This is a genomic window from Streptococcus cristatus ATCC 51100, assembly GCF_011612585.1.
Taxonomy (GTDB): Bacteria; Bacillota; Bacilli; order Lactobacillales; family Streptococcaceae; genus Streptococcus; species Streptococcus cristatus_H.
In genome coordinates, this window is record NZ_CP050133.1 from 1,047,144 (window position 1) to 1,064,576 (window position 17,433).

Consider the following 17,433-nt stretch of genomic DNA (forward strand, 5'->3'; position numbering starts at 1 on the left):
TGTTTTCTCCTTTTAGCTTCTTTTCCTACCACTTTTCACTGATAAAGCGGAAACAGTCAGGTAGATTTTCCGCCCAGTCCACTTCATTGTGAATCGCTCCAGATTGGATTTTAATGTGCAGATTGTCCAGCACCACACCAGCAGCAATCAGCTGACGGTAATAACTGAGTGAAGAATCAATATAGGCTTGTTTGATATTGCCTGCCATGAGGGTCTTGTCAGTATCATCAGCTTCCTCTGTTCCAACATAGATGAAAACTCGCTGGTCTGGATGCAACTTCTGACGCTCTATGTAACGGTCAAAAGCTTCTTGGTGGAGCCAGTTGGCCGATGAAAAAACACCTAGACAGCCGACCTGATCCTGATATTCAATGCCGATAAACTGGGTAATATTGCCCCCCAGTGAAGAACCAATCATAGCCGTATGCTGGCGGTCAGGCTTAGTCCGATAGTTTTCGTCAATAAAAGGTTTGACGACATCCATGACAAACTCTGCGTACTCTGTGCCCTTGCCGCCAAACTGGACACCAGGAATATTGGACTCCTGAAACTTCCAAGCGGAATACTCATCCATCCGTCGTGGTCCATCATTATCAATGGCCACGACTATCATTTTTTCAATATCGGGATTGCGCTTGATTGTTGGAATCACTTTCCAAGAATGCCCACTGAAAGACTCCTTGCTATAGAGGACATTTTGTCCATCGTGAAAATAGACGACAGGATAGGTTTTTTTAGTATCTTGTTCATAATTTTTAGGGAGCAGCACTCGCACGCGCCGTTTTTGTTTGGTGTAAGGAACTACCAACTCATGAGTTTTCATATCAAGATAGAAATAGGATTTATTCATTTTCAGAAAACTTTCTATTTTCAAAATTTTTATTTATTATATCACAAATTAAGCAAAAAAGTTAGGAAATTCCTAACTTTTTAATGATTTTTATTAGATAATGATAGAAAATAGATTATTTATCCAAATAAGGCTGTAAATCCTTCAAGGCGCGTTCAGCAATCTTCTCATAGCGCTCTTTCTTATCACGAATCCGAGGGCCATCTAGCTCTTTGATAATACCGAAATTGACATTCATCGGTTGGAAGTGCTTGCTATCAGCGTGAGTGATATAATGCGGCAGACTGCCGATAGCCGTTGTTTCTGGAAAAACAAGTGCTTCTTCTCCTTTGAAGAGTCGAGCAGCATTGATACCAGCAACTAGACCAGAAGCTGCTGATTCAACATAGCCTTCAACACCTGTCATTTGACCTGCAAAGAAAAGATTGGGCTGTTTCTTAGAGCGGAAAGTCTGTTCCAGCAGATTTGGAGAGTCCATATAGGAGTTGCGATGCATGACGCCATAGCGGACAAATTCTGCATTTTCAAGGCCAGGAATCATTTGAAAGACACGCTTTTGCTCTCCCCACTTGAGATGAGTTTGGAAACCGACAATATTGTAAAGACTGCCCGCTGCATTGTCCTGACGAAGCTGCACCACAGCGTATGGAGTCTTAAAATCTCCGTCGCGAGGGCCTTGGTAGTCATCTGGGTATTCCAAGCCAACCGGCTTCATCGGACCATAAAGCATGGTTTTAATGCCTCGCTTAGCCATAACTTCAATAGGCATGCAGCCTTCAAAGTATTTCTCTTTTTCAAAGGAATTGAGCGGTGCTTCCTCCGCATTGACCAAAGCATCATGGAAATCCATAAATTCTTGCTTGGTCATTGGCGCATTGAGATAGGCAGCTTCGCCCTTATCATAACGAGATTTGAGATAGACCTTAGTCATATCGATGGTATTGACATCAATGATTGGCGCTGCCGCATCGTAGAAATAAAAGCCGTCGCCACCGTTGAGCGCGTGGATTTTTTCTGCCAAAGCATCGCTAGTCAGCGGACCTGTCGCAATGACTGTGATGGCATCCTCCGGAATTTCTGTGATTTCTTCACGAATGACCTCAATCAATGGATGATTGGTCACCAACTCCGTTACCATCTGAGAAAAACCTTCTCTATCAACCGCTAGAGCACCACCTGCTGGTACCCGGGTCGCCTCTGCTGACTTTAAAATGACCGAGTCCAAGCGTCGCATTTCTTCCTTGAGCAGACCGACTGCATTAGCCAGCGCATCTCCTCGCAGAGAGTTAGAGCAGACCAGTTCTGCAAAGTCTGCAGTTTTGTGTTGAGGCGTTGATTTGACACCTCGCATTTCATAAAGTTTAACTGGGATTCCACGCTTAGCAATCTGGTAAGCTGCTTCACTGCCAGCCAGACCAGCACCGATAACATTGATATAGGATGATGACATGATACTCTCCCTTGGATATTTCTAGATTTTCACTCTGACCATTATAACAAAAAGAAAGTAAAAAAGACAGACAGGAGGATTCCCGTCTGTCCATTATTATGTCATTTTTTCTAAATAAGCAATCTTAGCAAAATCCTTATGATTGTTATTATCATTTCGATAAGAATCTTGGGAAGAGGCGCGGTAGATAGCTAAAAATTGCTCTGCAGTTGGCAGTAGAAACTTAACACCTTCAACTTCTTTTCGAGACAGCTCCGCTATTGGTACACCTGAAAATGCCTCCAAGGTTTCCATGACCCCGAATTCAACAGACAAGTCTTCTTTTTGAAATTCGTGCTCGTGCAGATCGACCAAACGATACCCCAAGCGCTCCATCATGGGCCCAATCTTGTCCATATCATAAATCCGCTCTTCATCTGGCGCTTCCCAGCCACGCTCATCACCATGAACATGAATGTCGATATCACGCGCCTGCCAGTCCTGACCAGTAACCTGTTCCAGCCCCAAAGAGCCCATTAGCAATGGAACGAGTCCCATCTTGTTCAGTTGAGACGCGATTTTTAGAAATTCTGCAAATTTATCTGTCATAAAGGTACCTACCTTTTATAAAAAAATCTTTTTACATAATATAAATTATGCAAAAAGATTACTAAGCTAATTATTTCACTTTTTCTTCTTGATAGTCGCCATTACTGCAGACCACTTGCTTGCCGCCACCACGGACTTTCTTTTCAACTAGATAATGGTCACATTTTGGACAGTTACGCCCAACAGGCTTGTCCCAAGATGTGAAATCACAGTCTGGATAACGATCACAGCCATAGAAAATGCGATTTCGCTTAGTCTTACGCTCGATAACTTGCCCTTTCTGACACTGTGGGCAGGTCACGCCAATTTCCTTGACAATGGCCTGAGTGTGACGACAGTCTGGGAAATTGCTGCAGGCATAGAACTTGCCAAATCTTCCCAACTTGATGACCATTGGACTGCCACAGACTTCACAGTCAAAACCGGCTGGCTCATCCTTGATTTGGATTTTTTCCATCTCGGATTCAGCTTTAGCCACTTCCTTTTCAAAAGGCTTGTAAAACTCATCAATAACCTTCTGCCACTGTTCTTTTCCAACTTCTACATCATCCAGTTTTGCTTCCATTTCGGCTGTAAATTTCACATTTACGATGCCTGGGAAGAATTCGACAATCAGCGCATTAACTATTTCACCCAATTCTGTCGGTTCAAAGCGCTTGGAAACCAATTTGACATAGTAGCGTTTCTGAATGGTTTCAATGGTCGGTGCATAGGTAGACGGACGACCAACGCCATTTTCTTCCAAAGTTTTGATGAGAGTCGCTTCAGAATAACGAGCTGGCGGCTGGGTAAAGTGCTGTTCTGGATTGGTATTGACACGTTTGACGGTATCACCCTTTTCCATGTCTGGCAGCATTTTATTCTTGTCAGAGTCATTATAGATAGCCAGATATCCATCAAACTTGACCTGACTGCCGTTAGCTGCAAATTGGACACCGTTTTGCTCTAATTTGACATTCATGGTGTCAAAGACCGCTGCTGTCATTTGGCTGGCTACAAAGCGATTCCAGATTAGCGTATATAGCTTAAGCTGATCCTTATCCAGATATTTTGCAATGCTTTCTGGTGTATTGAAAACACTGGAAGGACGAATGGCCTCGTGGGCATCTTGGGCACCCGAAGCATTTTTCACCTTACTGCCATGTTTAGAATATTTAGCACCAAATTTATCAGTAATAAAGCTAGCCGCTTCATTCTGCGCTACTGGGCTGATCCGAGTCGAGTCGGTACGCATATACGTAATCAGACCTTGCACGCCAGAACCGATATTAATGCCCTCATAGAGCTGCTGAGCTACCATCATGGTCTTACGAGTCCGGAAATTAATCTTATTAGCAGCATCCTGCTGCATAGAGGAAGTCGTGTAGGGCAGTGGAGCATTGCGTCGACGCTCTTTCTTTTCAACACTGTCGACCGTAAAGTCATCTCCCTTAAGATGAGACAAGACTTCTTTGACATCCTCGTTGTTGGTCAGCTTCATCTTCTTGCCATTCATGCCATAGAAGCTGGCTTGAAACTGACGAGTCCCTTTCTTGAAGGTACCGTCAATTGTCCAGTATTCTTCCGGTTTGAAGGCGTTGATTTCATTTTCACGGTCGATAATCAGCTTGAGAGCAACGGACTGCACCCGACCAGCTGATAGTCCTTTTTTGACTTTCTTCCAAAGAATAGGGGAAATGGAGTAACCAACCAAGCGGTCCAGAACCCGACGGGCTTGCTGAGCATTGACCAAATCCATATCAATCTGACGTGGCTCTTTAAAAGCATTCTTGACCGCATCCTTGGTGATTTCATTGAAGACGACGCGGTTTTTTTCTTTCTCATCCAGATTAAGAATGTGGGCCAGATGCCAAGAAATAGCTTCTCCTTCGCGGTCCGGGTCACTTGCCAGAAAGACTTGCTTGGCTTTCTTTGCTTCCTTTTTTAAGTCATTAATCAAAGGCCCCTTACCACGAATATTAATGTATTGCGGCTCATAGTTGTTCTCAAAATCAATGGACATAGTGGACTTTTTCAGGTCACGAATATGCCCGACACTAGCCAGGACCTTGTAGTTTCGTCCCAGATATTTTTCTATTGTTTTTGCCTTGGCAGGCGACTCTACGATGACAAGATTTTTCTTGGTCGTAGACTTTTTCTTTGTTTTTGTTACCAAATTAGACACCTTCTATAAGAAATAAATCTCATAGAGTGTAAACTATTTTTTGATAGATGTCAACTCACAACATTCTCTATAGGAAAACTTGTTTTAGAATTGGAACTCAGATAGGACGTCAGAGCCTGATGTAATGCACTTTGCGCCCTCTTGAATCAAATGATGACAACCGTCAGATTTTCCATCTAAAATTGACCCCGGAATAGCAAAGACATCCCGCCCTTCTTCCATGGCTCGCTCACAAGTAATCAGGCTGCCTGAGCGCATCTTGGCTTCCGCCACAATGACTCCTCGGCAAAGACCAGCGATGATGCGATTTCGCTCTGGAAAATGGAATTTCAAGGGTTGCTCACCTGGACCATACTCTGTCATCAATAAATGATTTTTGCCAATATAAACCTGCAGTTTTTGATTAGCCTTGGGATAGAAGACATCTAGTCCCGTCCCAATGACAGCAATAGTTTGGCCACCATTTTGCAGGGCAGCCATGTGGGCCACGGTATCAATCCCACGAGCCAAACCGCTGACGATAACCAGCTCATTATTCAACTCCTTAATGATTTTCTGCACAGCAGCATTGCCCTGCTTACTGCTGTCTCTACTGCCAACAACCGCTATCTTGGGCATTTCTAGCAAGTTTAGATTTCCTTGATAAAATAGCAAAGTCGGTGCATCGTAAATCTCGCATAGATCCCAAGGATACACATCATCCAAGATTGAAAAGGACGGAAAACGTTCAAATTCTTCTTTCAAGGCTGGTAAATCAAGTCGCTTGTATTTTTCCATAAAGAGTGCGGGATTGCGACACTCAGAGACGACGGCCTTGTCTCGCAAAGATAGCTCTCCCTCTTTATTTTCTGCATATCTCAAGATATTTAAGACCTGTTGATTGGTTAAGCCAGCTTTTTTCATTTTATAAATTTCAAAATTATTCATTTTTATCACCTCACTTTCTTATTCGTAAAAAAGTTCAAAAAAAGAACTGCAATACAGTTCCTTGTTTCTTATCGATTAATTATTGAGAAAATGGTTGAGTTCTTCTATTCTTCATGAACAGGAATTTCCTTAATAATCTTAGCAGGATTGCCGGCTAAGACAACATTATCGCCGAATGATTTAGTCACCACTGCACCAGCTCCAACTACGACATTATCTCCTAGCGTCACGCCCGGTAGAATGGTTACGCCGCCACCAGCCCAGAAATTGTCACCAATCTTAATAGGCGCCCCGTATTCAATACCGGAATTTCGTTCCACTGGATCAAGCGGATGCAGCGGTGTCAAAAACTGGCAATTGGGCCCCAGCATGGCATTCTTTCCAATGGTAATAGGACAGACATCCAGCATGGTCAAATTCCAGTTGGAATAAAAATTCTCCCCCAAGTGAATGTTTACTCCATAATCACAGACCAAATCTGGATGCAACCACAGATTCTCCCCTGTACTGCCGAACCACTCCTTGGCGATAGAGCTGCGTTTTTCAATATCTCGTTCTTAGTTAAAACGATACTGAAACTCTCTCGAGCGAGCAGCCAATGCTCTCAATTCAGGATCCTGAGGGCTGTAGTTCTCTCCTGCAATCATTTTTTGGTATTCGCTAGTCATACTTGTCTCCCCATAACGATTAGGATTTCTTATAAATTTGTCATGGATTTGATCGGTTCAAAGCTTCTGCGGTGAATCGGTGTGACACCGTATTTGTCCAGTCCTTCCAGATGTAGCTTGGTGCCATAGCCGGCATTTTGGGCAAAGTCATAGCCTGGATAAATCTGATCAAATTCCGCCATCATCTTGTCCCTCGTCACCTTTGCTACGATAGAAGCCGCAGCGATGGATAGAGAATTAGCATCACCCTTGATAATGGACTGCTGGGGCAAGGGCAAGTCTAACTTCATCGCGTCAATCAAAAGGTAATCCGGCTTTATCTTGAGCTGAGCTACCGCTTCTGTCATAGCTAGCTTAGTCGCTTCATAGATATTGACTCGGTCAATCGTTTGATTGTCCATAATGCCTAATCCAACGGCTAAAGCCTGATCTAGGACTGCTTGATAAATTTCCTCATGCTTTTTCTTAGGAATCTTTTTACTGTCATTCAGCCCTTTTATTTTGCAGTTAGGAGGCAGAATGACTGCTGCCGCGACTACTGGACCAGCTAAGGGACCTCGTCCGACCTCATCAATGCCAGCAATCGCCTGAAATCCTTGACTATAGAGTTCTTTTTCATAGAGCAGCATGTACTCTAGGCGTAAGTCTTCATCTAGCTCTGATTGGATTTCTTTTTGGCGCTTGAGTAATAGCTTTTGAACACCGCTCCGCTCATCCTGCTTTAAAGCTTGAAAAAGCGGATCCTGCAAGTCAGATACTTGAGCCAACTGCTCTTGGATTTCCTTAATCGTGGCCATCCAATTCCTCCAACGTATCCAGTGTATAGCGACCTAAGCGCCCATCACGCACTTCCTTGACAAAGAGACTGTAAAAGCGATCATAGTCCTCTCTAAAGCCCAATTTCTGGGTCATATCCATAATCATGTCTGGCGCTTCCAGCTCTAAATCCAGCTGCTTAAAGCGCTCCTGCAGTGCCTTAGGATAATGCTCTTTGAAATAATTGAGTCCGAAAATCGTGACCTCATCCATGGGTAGCAAATTATCCTTGATAGCGCCCGTCAAAGCGAGTTTCAAAGCCACCATTTCATCTTCAAATTTTGGCCAAAGAATCCCCGGTGTGTCTAGAATTTCCAAATCCTTATTGGACTTGAGCCACTGCTGACCTTTGGTGACCCCTGGTTTATTGCCGACTATCGCGATTTTCTTACCAGCCAGTCGGTTCATAAGCGTTGACTTTCCAGCATTGGGAATCCCGATAATCATGGTCCGCAGAGTCTCGATTTGAATTCCTCTTTCCCGCTGGCGAGCGAGCTTATCAGCCATTAATTTCTTAGCCGCTTCGGTCACTTTTTTAACTGCAGATTGTTCCTTAGAGTTAATAGCCAAGGTTTTGATTCCCTGACTTTCAAAATAGGCCTGCCATTCCTTGGTTAAGTTTGGATCCGCTAAGTCGGCCTTATTTAAAATCAACAACTTAGGCTTGTCCCCAACAATTTTGGTCAACATGGGATTTTGACTGGACAAGGGCAATCTCGCATCCACCAAAATCGTCACAAAATCTACAAATTTAATACTTTCTTGAACCTGTCTCCGAGCCTTGGACATGTGCCCTGGAAACCATTGAATCGTTGCCATTAAAAACCTCTTTCTTACAATCTTCTAGTATCTCATTATACCAAAAAAATAGAGAATAAAATAGTAAAATCGCTCCCTCAAACTGACAGAAGCGATTCTCTATTCTTATAAAAATGACGGTTTGCGATCCTGTTTATCCGTGAATGGAACTCGTGGTTCACGAATCCTAGTCACATAATCAACAAACTCCTCGCCAGTCTGATCAAACTCAGCAACTGCGAAAAATTGATCGTGGTAAAAGAAAAATTTATAGTGGTTTTCAAAAGCTTCTTTGAGCCATTTGTCTTTGGCAACAATTGAGCGCATCGGATAATCATCTACCGCAGCAACCCATAGAGGTTTCCGATGGGCATGTGTCAACACCAAATCAGCCATATGAATCATGGTTTCCTCGCCCTGTTTGAGTAAGATGATGCTGTGACCATTACTGTGACCGCCTGTATGAACCATTTGAATTTCTGGAATGACGTTCAGATATTCAGTAAAAGTTTCAACCTGATCCTGGATTGGCTCCCAATTTTCCTTCAGATAAGTTCCCCTTGTCCGACTATTGGGATTTCGCATTTCGTACCATTCCATCTCATTTACAAAAATCTTTGCATTTGGGAATTTTGAAACAAGCTGATTGTTCTCATCTAGTCTAGTCAAACCGCCAGAGTGATCATGGTGCATGTGCGTCATTAAAATATGGGAAATATCTTCTGTTTTTAATCCCAAAAGTGCCAAGCTTTCTTCAACACGGCTCTCAGAAAGAATACCGAGATTGCGACGTTGTTTATCAGAAAGCTTAGCCGTATCAAAACTCGCATCAATTAAATAATTCTGCCCCTTGTATTGAATCAAAATCGGGTCCGTCAGTTCAGCCATCATATTTTCTTCTGTTGTTGGATAATAACGCGACCAAACAACCTTTGGTACCGGGCCAAACAAGGTGCCTGCATCTGTGAGCTTATCCGCTCCACGCAACCAAGTCAGCTTCATTTCTCCAAACTGATACTCTTGTAATTTGAGTTCTGTCATCTTTTACTCCTTTAACCATCTTTCTGCGATTTCTTTTCTGATCGAATTTCCTGACCGTCCATAATTCTCAATAATTTCAGCATCTTTAAAATAGCGTTTGATATTCACATGATCAAATTTTTGTAGAGGGCCGATCAGACGGAGAATTTCATCTGTAACTTCTAGCGCTACCTTAGTCATATATAGCTTTATCCGTGCAACAAACTTGGAATCTTCTTCTATTTGATTAGGATAGGATGAGAAATAAGCATCTGCAGCACAAATTTTATTGTATAGATCTGCAAACTTGTACTGATGCAACTCAACATCCATCAGTCGCTTACCGAATCCTCTTTTTACACGTGCAAACTCAAGGCCCTTATTAAAAGCGCCTTCAGCAACTCCTAAAGCAACCGCACTCAAGCCAAGTTGCATATTCTTTATGATATCATTAAATTGCTCATTTCCAGCCAAGACTCCGCCTAATAAGGCAGTTTCCGACAGGTGTACATTATCTAAGGTAACAGAACTTAGTGGAAGTCCTAGTAAACCTTGCTTTTCTATCTGCTCACCAATGAGCACACCCGAAGCGTTCGTCTCCACAATGAAGAAGCCGTAGGAATCAGGCTTTCCAGCCTCCCTTACTTTGGCTAATACCAAGAGAATATCCGCAATGCTGCTATTTGACACTTTGGCCTTTTCTCCCGAAAGTTGCCATCCTGTCTCTGTCTTAATCGCATAGGTCTCCAAATCTGCCAAACTATTTAGATGCTTAGACTCAGAAAATCCAAGACCTGCTTTACAAGTTCCCTTTACCAACTTGTCCAGATAACGCTCTTTCTGTTGCCCCGTACCAAACTTCAAAATAGGATAAACACCATAACAACCTTGGGTCAGCAATATAGTTGAAAGAGCTGGAAATTCATTCGAAATCATTCGAATAGAGCTGATAAAATCAGAAGCCAAAGCCTGATCGCCTTCTGACAAAATCGGTGAAAAAATATCCAAATCCGTCGTCATTACTTCCCAAATCTCCTGAGGAAAGTCGACTGACTCATCATGATTTTTCATGTAGTCTCTAATGGCTGTATTTACATATGAACTCAATGCTGCTGTTTTGGTACTGGACTTCATCATCAATTCTCCCCCCTATGGATGTGGCTCAGAAAGAGGCTGATAATAACCTTTTAAAAGCTCTTCATATACGTATGCTTCTACCTCATTGTAGCTTGCTTTATAAGGCCGGCAGAACCAAATATTGAAAGGCACCGGGTCCTTAAAGCGCACAACCTTGAATTTATTCTTATCGACAAAATACTCTAAAGGACGAGGTAACAGTGCAATCATATCGTTTTGATAAGTTGACTCTATCAAGAAATCCCATGTCGATGATAAATAGGCAAAATTTGCTTTTATCTTTTTACTCTTTAATTTTTCAGTGATTAAATCGTAGGTGGTAAATGATTTATTAAAGGTCGCTAAACCGTACTGAGCGATATCTTTCCATTTCAACAATTCTTTGTTTGCCAAGGGATGATTCTTGTCCATATAGGCCACGTATTCATCAACTTGAATGATATACTGTTCATATTTTTTAGGATCCAGATTGGTAGGTTCGATTAGTACTGCAAAATTCAGATCCCCTGCAACCAGCTTTTGACGTAATTCATTACTTCCATCCTCAGTAACCTGAATGTTGACTTGCGGATTGTCTTGTAAAAACTTTGGTAAAATACTAGAAAAATATACACGTAAAATCAATGACGGAATGCCCAAGTTAAAGGTACCTTTTTGTTTAAGAGCTTCCATATGAATCATTGACTGCATCTCTTCATGCCGGTTGACAATCTCTGTGGCAAAACGGTAAATCTTACCACCAGCTTCCGTCAGACTCTCTAATCTTCCATTTCTGCGATTGAAGAGCTGGATTCCTTCCGTTGATTCAAAATTTGTGACAAACTGACTCAAGGCTGACTGGCTGATATGAATTTTCTTAGCTGCGATAGAAAGATTGCATCCACATTCGACGATATTGATAAAGTAAGTCATTTGAATTATATCCACTTTTCGTCTCCCATCTTTCAAATTTCACGAGGTAATTTGCCATAAATAAAACAGCAACTGGCCCTCGAAACCATGATGACCAGTTGCTAGTATTCTGATTAAAAACTAATCATCGCTCAAGTTGTTATAAACACATAGTAACACACTTTCAGAGAAAGAGGAGATTAATTGCTTACTAACCTTATTAGATTGACATCGTTTTCAAGTCTTCTGAAACAATTACTTCTCCTGCTGTCTTTTCAAGAACTTCCTCTAGGGTAACACCAGGAGCAAGCTCTTTCAAGAGGAACTTACCATCTTGGAAACCAAAGACAGCCAACTCTGTAATGACTAAATCAAGAACTCCTTTGGCAGAAAGTGGCAAAGTACACTCTGGCAGAAGTTTAGATTGGCCATCGGCAGTAGTATGCTGGATTGCACCGATAACACGCTTCGCTCCAACCAACAAGTCCATCGCTCCACCCATTCCTGGGGCAAACTTCCCTGGAATAATCCAGTTAGCAATACTACCATCTTGACTGACTTCCAAAGCTCCTAGCACGGTCGCATCAACGTGTCCACCACGGATGATCGCGAAGGAAGTCTGTAAGTCAAATAATGCTGCTCCAGGCAAGAGAGTGATTGGCGCTCCACCAGAGTTTGCTAGGTTTGGATTGTAAGTATCTTTCGTTGGTGTTTCACCAAAGCGAAGCGCTCCATTTTCAGCCTGAAGAATAACGTTTACTCCCTCAGGAATATAGTCAGCAGATGCGTTTGGAATACCAAATCCTAGATTGACAACATCTCCATCTTTAAATTCTTGTGCAACACGTCTTGCAATAATTTCTTTTGCTTTCATATTAGTTCACCCCCGCCAATTTTTTAGTCTCTGTCCAAAGATCACCCATCATTTTATGGTGTTCTTCTGGAGTCAAGCTTTGGACGACATAGTCAACAAGGATGCCCGGAATATAAATATCGTTCGGATGAATTTCGCCAGCTTCAACAATTTCATTCGCTTCAACGATAACAGTATCTGCTGCGAGAGCTAATTGCAAGGAAATGTTTTTCGTAGTGCCATCGATATACAAGTTGCCGTATTTGTCAGCTTTAGTCGCTTTGATTAAGGCAACATCAATTTTAAGTGGATCATAGACCAAGTATTCACGGCCATTACGCTCTACTTTTTCATAATCTTTTTCTAAGATTGTTCCGACTCCTGTCGGGGTCAAGACAGCTCCTAAGCCAGCTCCAGCTGCATGGAGACGCTCGACAACAGTTCCCATCGGTGTAAATTCGACTTCCATCTTCTTTTCAAAATACTCACGTTGAGCTGCTGCAGATGTTCCTATGTGGGCTGCAATATATTTTTTTACTTGGTGATTTTCACAAAGTCGTCCAACCCCAACTTCTTTACCAGGATGAGATGTTACCACCGATACCAAAGTCAAGTCTTGCTGGTTTTGTTTTACTAATTCTTCAATCAATTCAAAAGGTTCACCGACACCGAGGAATCCAGAAATTCCAACGATATCACCCGATTTGACCTTAGAAATAGCGTCTGATAATGATACAACTGATTTCATGCTGATACCTCCTCTTTTACTTACGATTGAAAACAGCTTTGCGTTTTTCAACAAAAGCACGCATTCCTTCTAGTTTGTCTTCTGTAGAGAAGAGCAAGGCTTCTGCTTCTGTTTCCAGACGGATTGCATTTTTAAGAGGAAGTTCCGCACCAACTTGAATGACATGTTTTGCTTTTTCAACAGCTAACGGTGCATTCTTCATGATGGCTGCGGCTAATTCTTCAGCTGAAGACAACAATTCTTCAGCAGGAACCAGTTTGTTAAGAATACCTAAGTCATAGGCTTCTTGACCTTTCACTGTACGAGCAGTGAAGATAAGTTCTTTGGCACGGCTAGTTCCAATCAAGCGAGACATCCGTTGAGTACCAGCAAATCCTGGAATAATACCCAAGCCAACTTCTGGGAAGCCAACCACTGTTTTTTCAAATCCAATACGGATATCTGTTGAAAGTGCTAGCTCCATACCACCACCGAGTGCATAACCATTGATGACTGCAATCGTTGGTTGGCGTAAATCTGAAAGGCGAGTAAATGTATCATTTGCAAATGTCATGTATTCAAAGGCTTGAATAGGTGACATCAAATCCATTTCCTTGATGTCTGCTCCAGCGACGAATGCTTTTTCTCCTGCTCCAGTTACGATGACAACGCGAATTTCTTCGCTTTTCTCAACTTGATCAAGAACTTCATTCAAATCAGCCAAAACTTGAGAACTCAAGGCGTTCAAAGCTTCAGGACGGTTGATAGTGATATATCCAATCCCATTTTTAACTTCTAATAAAACAGTTTTACTCATTTTTATGCTCCTACTTATAAAATTGAATGACTAAGTATGGTGTCAACAAATACTTAAACTACAAATGTAAGAGCTTACATTCTTATGATATACCATTTCTCACACTTCGTCTACTTAATCATCATTTATACATCAATAAGCTAAACTTATAGTTTTGATATTCAAATTAATTTTTCAAAAAATAAAACAAGCCCTATCAAGGCTTGTTTTCAAAAAACAGCTCATCAATAGGACTTGTTTATATAGTAGAAGCAAACGGAAAACTTCAAAAATGAACTAGGTTTTAGCGTTCTACGATGACCGCTGTACCCATACCGCCACCGATACAAAGGGTAGCAAGACCACGTTTAACATCACGTTTTTGCATTTCGTGCAAAAGTGTTACCAAAATACGGCAGCCTGAAGCACCGATTGGGTGACCAAGAGCAATCGCACCACCATTTACATTGACTTTTTCAGGATCAAGATTCAGTTCTTTACCAACGGCACATGCTTGCGCTGCAAATGCTTCATTGGATTCAACCAAATCTAAATCTTCCACTGTAAATCCGCCCTTTTCAAGGGCTTTGCGAGATGCGTAAATCGGACCACAACCCATAACTTTTGGATCTAATCCAGCGCTTGCGTAAGATTTGATCGTTGCCAAAACTGGAACGCCCAATTCTTTAGCCTTATCAGCACTCATAACAACAACTGCTGCTGCACCGTCGTTGATACCTGAAGCATTACCAGCAGTTACGGTACCATCCTTCTTGAACACTGGACGCAATTTTCCCAATCCTTCAAGAGAAGCATCTTTCCTTGGAAATTCATCTGTATCAAATACGATAGGATCACCCTTACGTTGTGGAATTTCAACAGGAACAATTTCTTCTTTGAAACGACCAGCTTCGATCGCTGCAACTGCACGTTTTTGAGATTGCACAGCAAAGTTATCTTGGTCTTCACGTGTAATGCCATATTGTTCAGCAACGTTTTCAGCTGTAATTCCCATATGGAAGGATTCAAAGGCATCTGTCAAGCCATCGCGAAGCATAGTGTCTACTACTTGAGAGTCTCCCATACGAGCGCCCCAACGTTGGTTTGGAAGGACATAAGGAGCTTGGCTCATGTTTTCGGCCCCTCCAGCTACAACGATATCAGCATCTCCACACAATACAGCTTGAGCCGCCAATTGAACTGCTTTCAAACCAGAGCCACAAACTTTGTTAATAGTGAAAGCTGGAGAAGCTACTGGGACACCTGCGTTAACACTCATTTGACGAGCTACGTTTTGACCAAGTCCTGCCCCCAGAACATTCCCCATGATAACTTCATCAACTTGTTCTGGTTTCAAATTTGCTCGTTCAATAGCACTTTTAATAACTAAACTACCTAGATCAACAGCCGAAACATTTTTTAAAGTTCCACCAAAAGAACCTAGAGGTGTGCGGACTGCTGCTACAATAACTGCTTCTTTCATTTCTTGCTCCTTATTATCTTAGTATTTAAAGAATCCTTCTTTAGTCTTGCGACCAAGCTTACCAGCTTCAACCATCTTCTTCAGAAGTGGAGCAGGACGATACTTAGGATCTCCAAATCCATTGTTTAACACTCCCATGATAGCCAAGCAGACATCAAGACCGATCAAGTCAGCCAATGCCAATGGGCCAATTGGGTGATTAGCACCTAGTTTCATTGCTTCGTCAATTTCTTCCGCTGAAGCAATTCCTTCTCCTAAGATGAAAATAGCCTCATTGATCATTGGAATCAAGACACGGTTCACAACAAAACCATAAGAATCTTTCACGTCTACAGCTGTTTTACCGATTTTTTCAGTCAATTCACGGACAGCTTTTACAACTTCATCTGACGTTTGAAGCGCACGAATAACTTCAACCAATTTCATAACTGGTGCTGGGTTGAAAAAGTGCATACCAATAACACGTTCTTGATGAACTGTCGCAGCTGCAATATCAGTAATAGATAGAGATGAAGTGTTTGAAGCCAAAATAGTTTGAGGGTCAGTCAACTCATCCAACTGTTTAAAGATGCTCAATTTGATGTCGCGATTTTCAGTAGCCGCTTCAATAACCAATTGAGCATGTTTAGCATCTTCATAAGAAGTAGAAGGAATCAGATTTGCCAAAATGCTGTTTTTATCTTCTTCTGACAAACGACCTTTTTCAACAGAACGAGACAATTGCTTAGTAATACCATCCAGCCCTCTTTGAACAAACTCTTCCTTGATATCATTGAGATAAACTGTGAAACCTGATTGAGCAAAGACTTGTGCAATACCGCTTCCCATTTGACCTGATCCGATAATCATCACTTTTGAAATACTCATTTTTTTCTCCTATTTACTATCAAAATATAAACTTCAAAAAGAAAGAATCGGAACGATTACTAGCAAATGCTGAGCAATCGTTCCAAATTCATTATTATACAAATGCTCCAATACCAGTAATTTCACGGCCTACAATCAAAGCATTCACTTCATGAGAACCTTCATATGTGTAGATTGCTTCAGCATCTGCAAAGAAACGAGCTACATCAGTTTCAAGAGTGATTCCGTTACCACCACATGTTTCACGTGCAAGTGCAACTGTTTCGCGCATTACCAATGAGTTGTGCATCTTAGCAAGTGCAGAGTTCAACATCAATTCGTTACCTGCTTCTTGCATTTCTGCAATACGAGCTGAATATGAAAGTACTGCCACTGCGTTAGCTTGCATTCTAGCCAATTTTTCTTGTACGATTTGGAATGCAGCAATTGGACGTTTGAATTGTTGACGATCTTTAGCATATTTAAGAGCTGCTACGTATGAACCACAAGTGATAGCAGTTGCAATGTGAGCAACGTCAGCACGAGTGAATGTCAAGATACGAGCTACATCTCCAAATCCATTGATGTTTACCAGACGGTCTGAATCTGGAACTTCAACGTTCTTCATAGTAATGTGGCCATTACGTACGCAACGAAGAGCTGTTTTGTGAGGGATTGGTTCTGCATGATATCCAGGAGCGCCTTTACGAACGATGAAACATTTTACTTTTCCATCTTCAACGTCGCGAGCAAATACTGGAACCACATCAGCTGTATCTGATCCACCGATCCAACGTTTTTCTCCGTTCAAAATCCATTTATCGCCAACACGCTCAGCTGTTGTCGCAAGACCTCCAGCAATGTCAGAACCTGACAACGGCTCAGTCAAAGCGAAACATCCTTGCCAGTCAAATGCAGCTAATTTAGGAAGGAATTCTTTTTGTTGACGCTCGTCACCACCAAGCAAGACTGTGTTGTAGCAAAGTCCACCATGAACTGTGAAGAAAGTCGCTATAGACGCATCGAAACGGCCTAATTCCAAATACAAGAATGCGATGTAAAGTTCTGATGGTTTGTAGTTTCCTTCGCGACCTTCGAACAATTTAGGGTTGTTCATGATTTGAGCGCCTTTAGCAACTGCATAGAATTCTTCAAATGGGAAATCAGGTGCTTCCCAATATTCATTAATGACTGGACGAAGATGCTTTTCAATCAAACGACGAGTTTCTTGTAATACTTCCGCTTCTCCCAAAGTCAAGCCATCAGCATAGTGGAAAAGATCCTCAGGGTATAGTTCACGTAAAATTTCTTCTTTAGTTGCCATTTTATTGACTCCTTTTGTATAGTTTTTATTTGTATAAGAGCGCTTTCATTTTTATAGCTCAGTATTTGTTGACGCTTTCATTTTATATCTAATAT

At 41.9% G+C, this 17,433-nt stretch carries 16 protein-coding genes and 1 pseudogene; all 17 read right to left on the reverse strand.

Translation table 11 applies throughout. The annotated features are described in order from the left end of the window. Nucleotides 1-25 precede the first annotated feature (25 nt). The 17 genes and pseudogenes from HBA50_RS05145 to fadE all read right to left on the reverse strand — a co-directional run bounded on the left by HBA50_RS05145 (nt 26) and on the right by fadE (nt 17,338). Nucleotides 26-850, reverse strand: a complete 825-nt coding sequence (locus HBA50_RS05145) for an alpha/beta hydrolase (protein ID WP_045497379.1) — start codon at nt 848-850, stop codon at nt 26-28. Nucleotides 851-965: 115 nt separating this feature from the next. Further along, complete coding sequence (gene trmFO / locus HBA50_RS05150; protein WP_045497382.1) at nt 966-2,300, reverse strand: methylenetetrahydrofolate--tRNA-(uracil(54)-C(5))-methyltransferase (FADH(2)-oxidizing) TrmFO; 1,335 nt, start codon at nt 2,298-2,300, stop codon at nt 966-968. Between the two features lie 96 nt (nt 2,301-2,396). Then, nucleotides 2,397-2,888: a hypothetical protein gene (locus HBA50_RS05155; RefSeq protein ID WP_045497385.1), complete on the reverse strand. Its 492-nt coding sequence runs from the start codon at nt 2,886-2,888 to the stop codon at nt 2,397-2,399. Nucleotides 2,889-2,958: 70 nt separating this feature from the next. Next, a complete protein-coding gene (topA, locus tag HBA50_RS05160; protein ID WP_125381931.1) occupies nt 2,959-5,052 on the reverse strand; it encodes a type I DNA topoisomerase in 2,094 nt (697 codons plus the stop codon). Nucleotides 5,053-5,136: 84 nt separating this feature from the next. Next, nucleotides 5,137-5,979 (reverse strand): DNA-processing protein DprA, encoded by an 843-nt coding sequence (dprA, locus tag HBA50_RS05165; protein WP_045497389.1) that lies wholly within the window; start codon nt 5,977-5,979, stop codon nt 5,137-5,139. A 104-nt stretch (nt 5,980-6,083) separates the two neighbouring features. Next, a pseudogene (locus HBA50_RS05170) lies at nt 6,084-6,647 on the reverse strand (sugar O-acetyltransferase). A gap of 29 nt (nt 6,648-6,676) precedes the next feature. Next, nucleotides 6,677-7,444 carry a ribonuclease HII gene (gene rnhB / locus HBA50_RS05175; RefSeq protein WP_045497392.1) on the reverse strand — a complete coding sequence of 256 codons (768 nt, stop codon included), beginning with the start codon at nt 7,442-7,444 and terminating at the stop codon, nt 6,677-6,679. After that, a complete protein-coding gene (ylqF, locus tag HBA50_RS05180) occupies nt 7,431-8,282 on the reverse strand; it encodes a ribosome biogenesis GTPase YlqF (RefSeq protein ID WP_045497395.1) in 852 nt (283 codons plus the stop codon). The genes rnhB and ylqF overlap by 14 nt, the downstream gene beginning before the upstream one ends. A gap of 105 nt (nt 8,283-8,387) precedes the next feature. Then, a complete protein-coding gene (locus tag HBA50_RS05185; protein WP_045497398.1) occupies nt 8,388-9,302 on the reverse strand; it encodes an MBL fold metallo-hydrolase in 915 nt (304 codons plus the stop codon). Nucleotides 9,303-9,305: 3 nt separating this feature from the next. Continuing rightward, entirely contained in the window at nt 9,306-10,418 is a 1,113-nt protein-coding gene (locus HBA50_RS05190) for an acyl-CoA dehydrogenase family protein (RefSeq protein ID WP_045497400.1), read from the reverse strand. 12 nt (nt 10,419-10,430) lie between these two features. Further along, nucleotides 10,431-11,345, reverse strand: coding sequence for a LysR family transcriptional regulator (locus HBA50_RS05195; protein WP_166492635.1), 915 nt, complete (start codon nt 11,343-11,345; stop codon nt 10,431-10,433). 184 nt (nt 11,346-11,529) lie between these two features. Beyond that, nucleotides 11,530-12,183 (reverse strand): 3-oxoacid CoA-transferase subunit B, encoded by a 654-nt coding sequence (locus tag HBA50_RS05200; RefSeq protein ID WP_005590348.1) that lies wholly within the window; start codon nt 12,181-12,183, stop codon nt 11,530-11,532. 1 nt (nt 12,184) lies between these two features. Beyond that, on the reverse strand, nt 12,185-12,910 hold the full coding sequence (locus HBA50_RS05205) for a CoA transferase subunit A (protein ID WP_045497406.1): 726 nt from the start codon (nt 12,908-12,910) through the stop codon (nt 12,185-12,187). A gap of 16 nt (nt 12,911-12,926) precedes the next feature. Next, complete coding sequence (locus tag HBA50_RS05210) at nt 12,927-13,706, reverse strand: enoyl-CoA hydratase/isomerase family protein (RefSeq protein ID WP_005590351.1); 780 nt, start codon at nt 13,704-13,706, stop codon at nt 12,927-12,929. Nucleotides 13,707-13,989: 283 nt separating this feature from the next. Beyond that, nucleotides 13,990-15,168 (reverse strand): acetyl-CoA C-acetyltransferase, encoded by a 1,179-nt coding sequence (locus HBA50_RS05215; protein ID WP_045497409.1) that lies wholly within the window; start codon nt 15,166-15,168, stop codon nt 13,990-13,992. Between the two features lie 18 nt (nt 15,169-15,186). Next, on the reverse strand, nt 15,187-16,035 hold the full coding sequence (locus HBA50_RS05220) for a 3-hydroxybutyryl-CoA dehydrogenase (RefSeq protein WP_045497412.1): 849 nt from the start codon (nt 16,033-16,035) through the stop codon (nt 15,187-15,189). A gap of 94 nt (nt 16,036-16,129) precedes the next feature. Continuing rightward, nucleotides 16,130-17,338: an acyl-CoA dehydrogenase FadE gene (gene fadE / locus HBA50_RS05225; RefSeq protein WP_005590354.1), complete on the reverse strand. Its 1,209-nt coding sequence runs from the start codon at nt 17,336-17,338 to the stop codon at nt 16,130-16,132. Between the last annotated feature and the right edge of the window lie 95 nt (nt 17,339-17,433).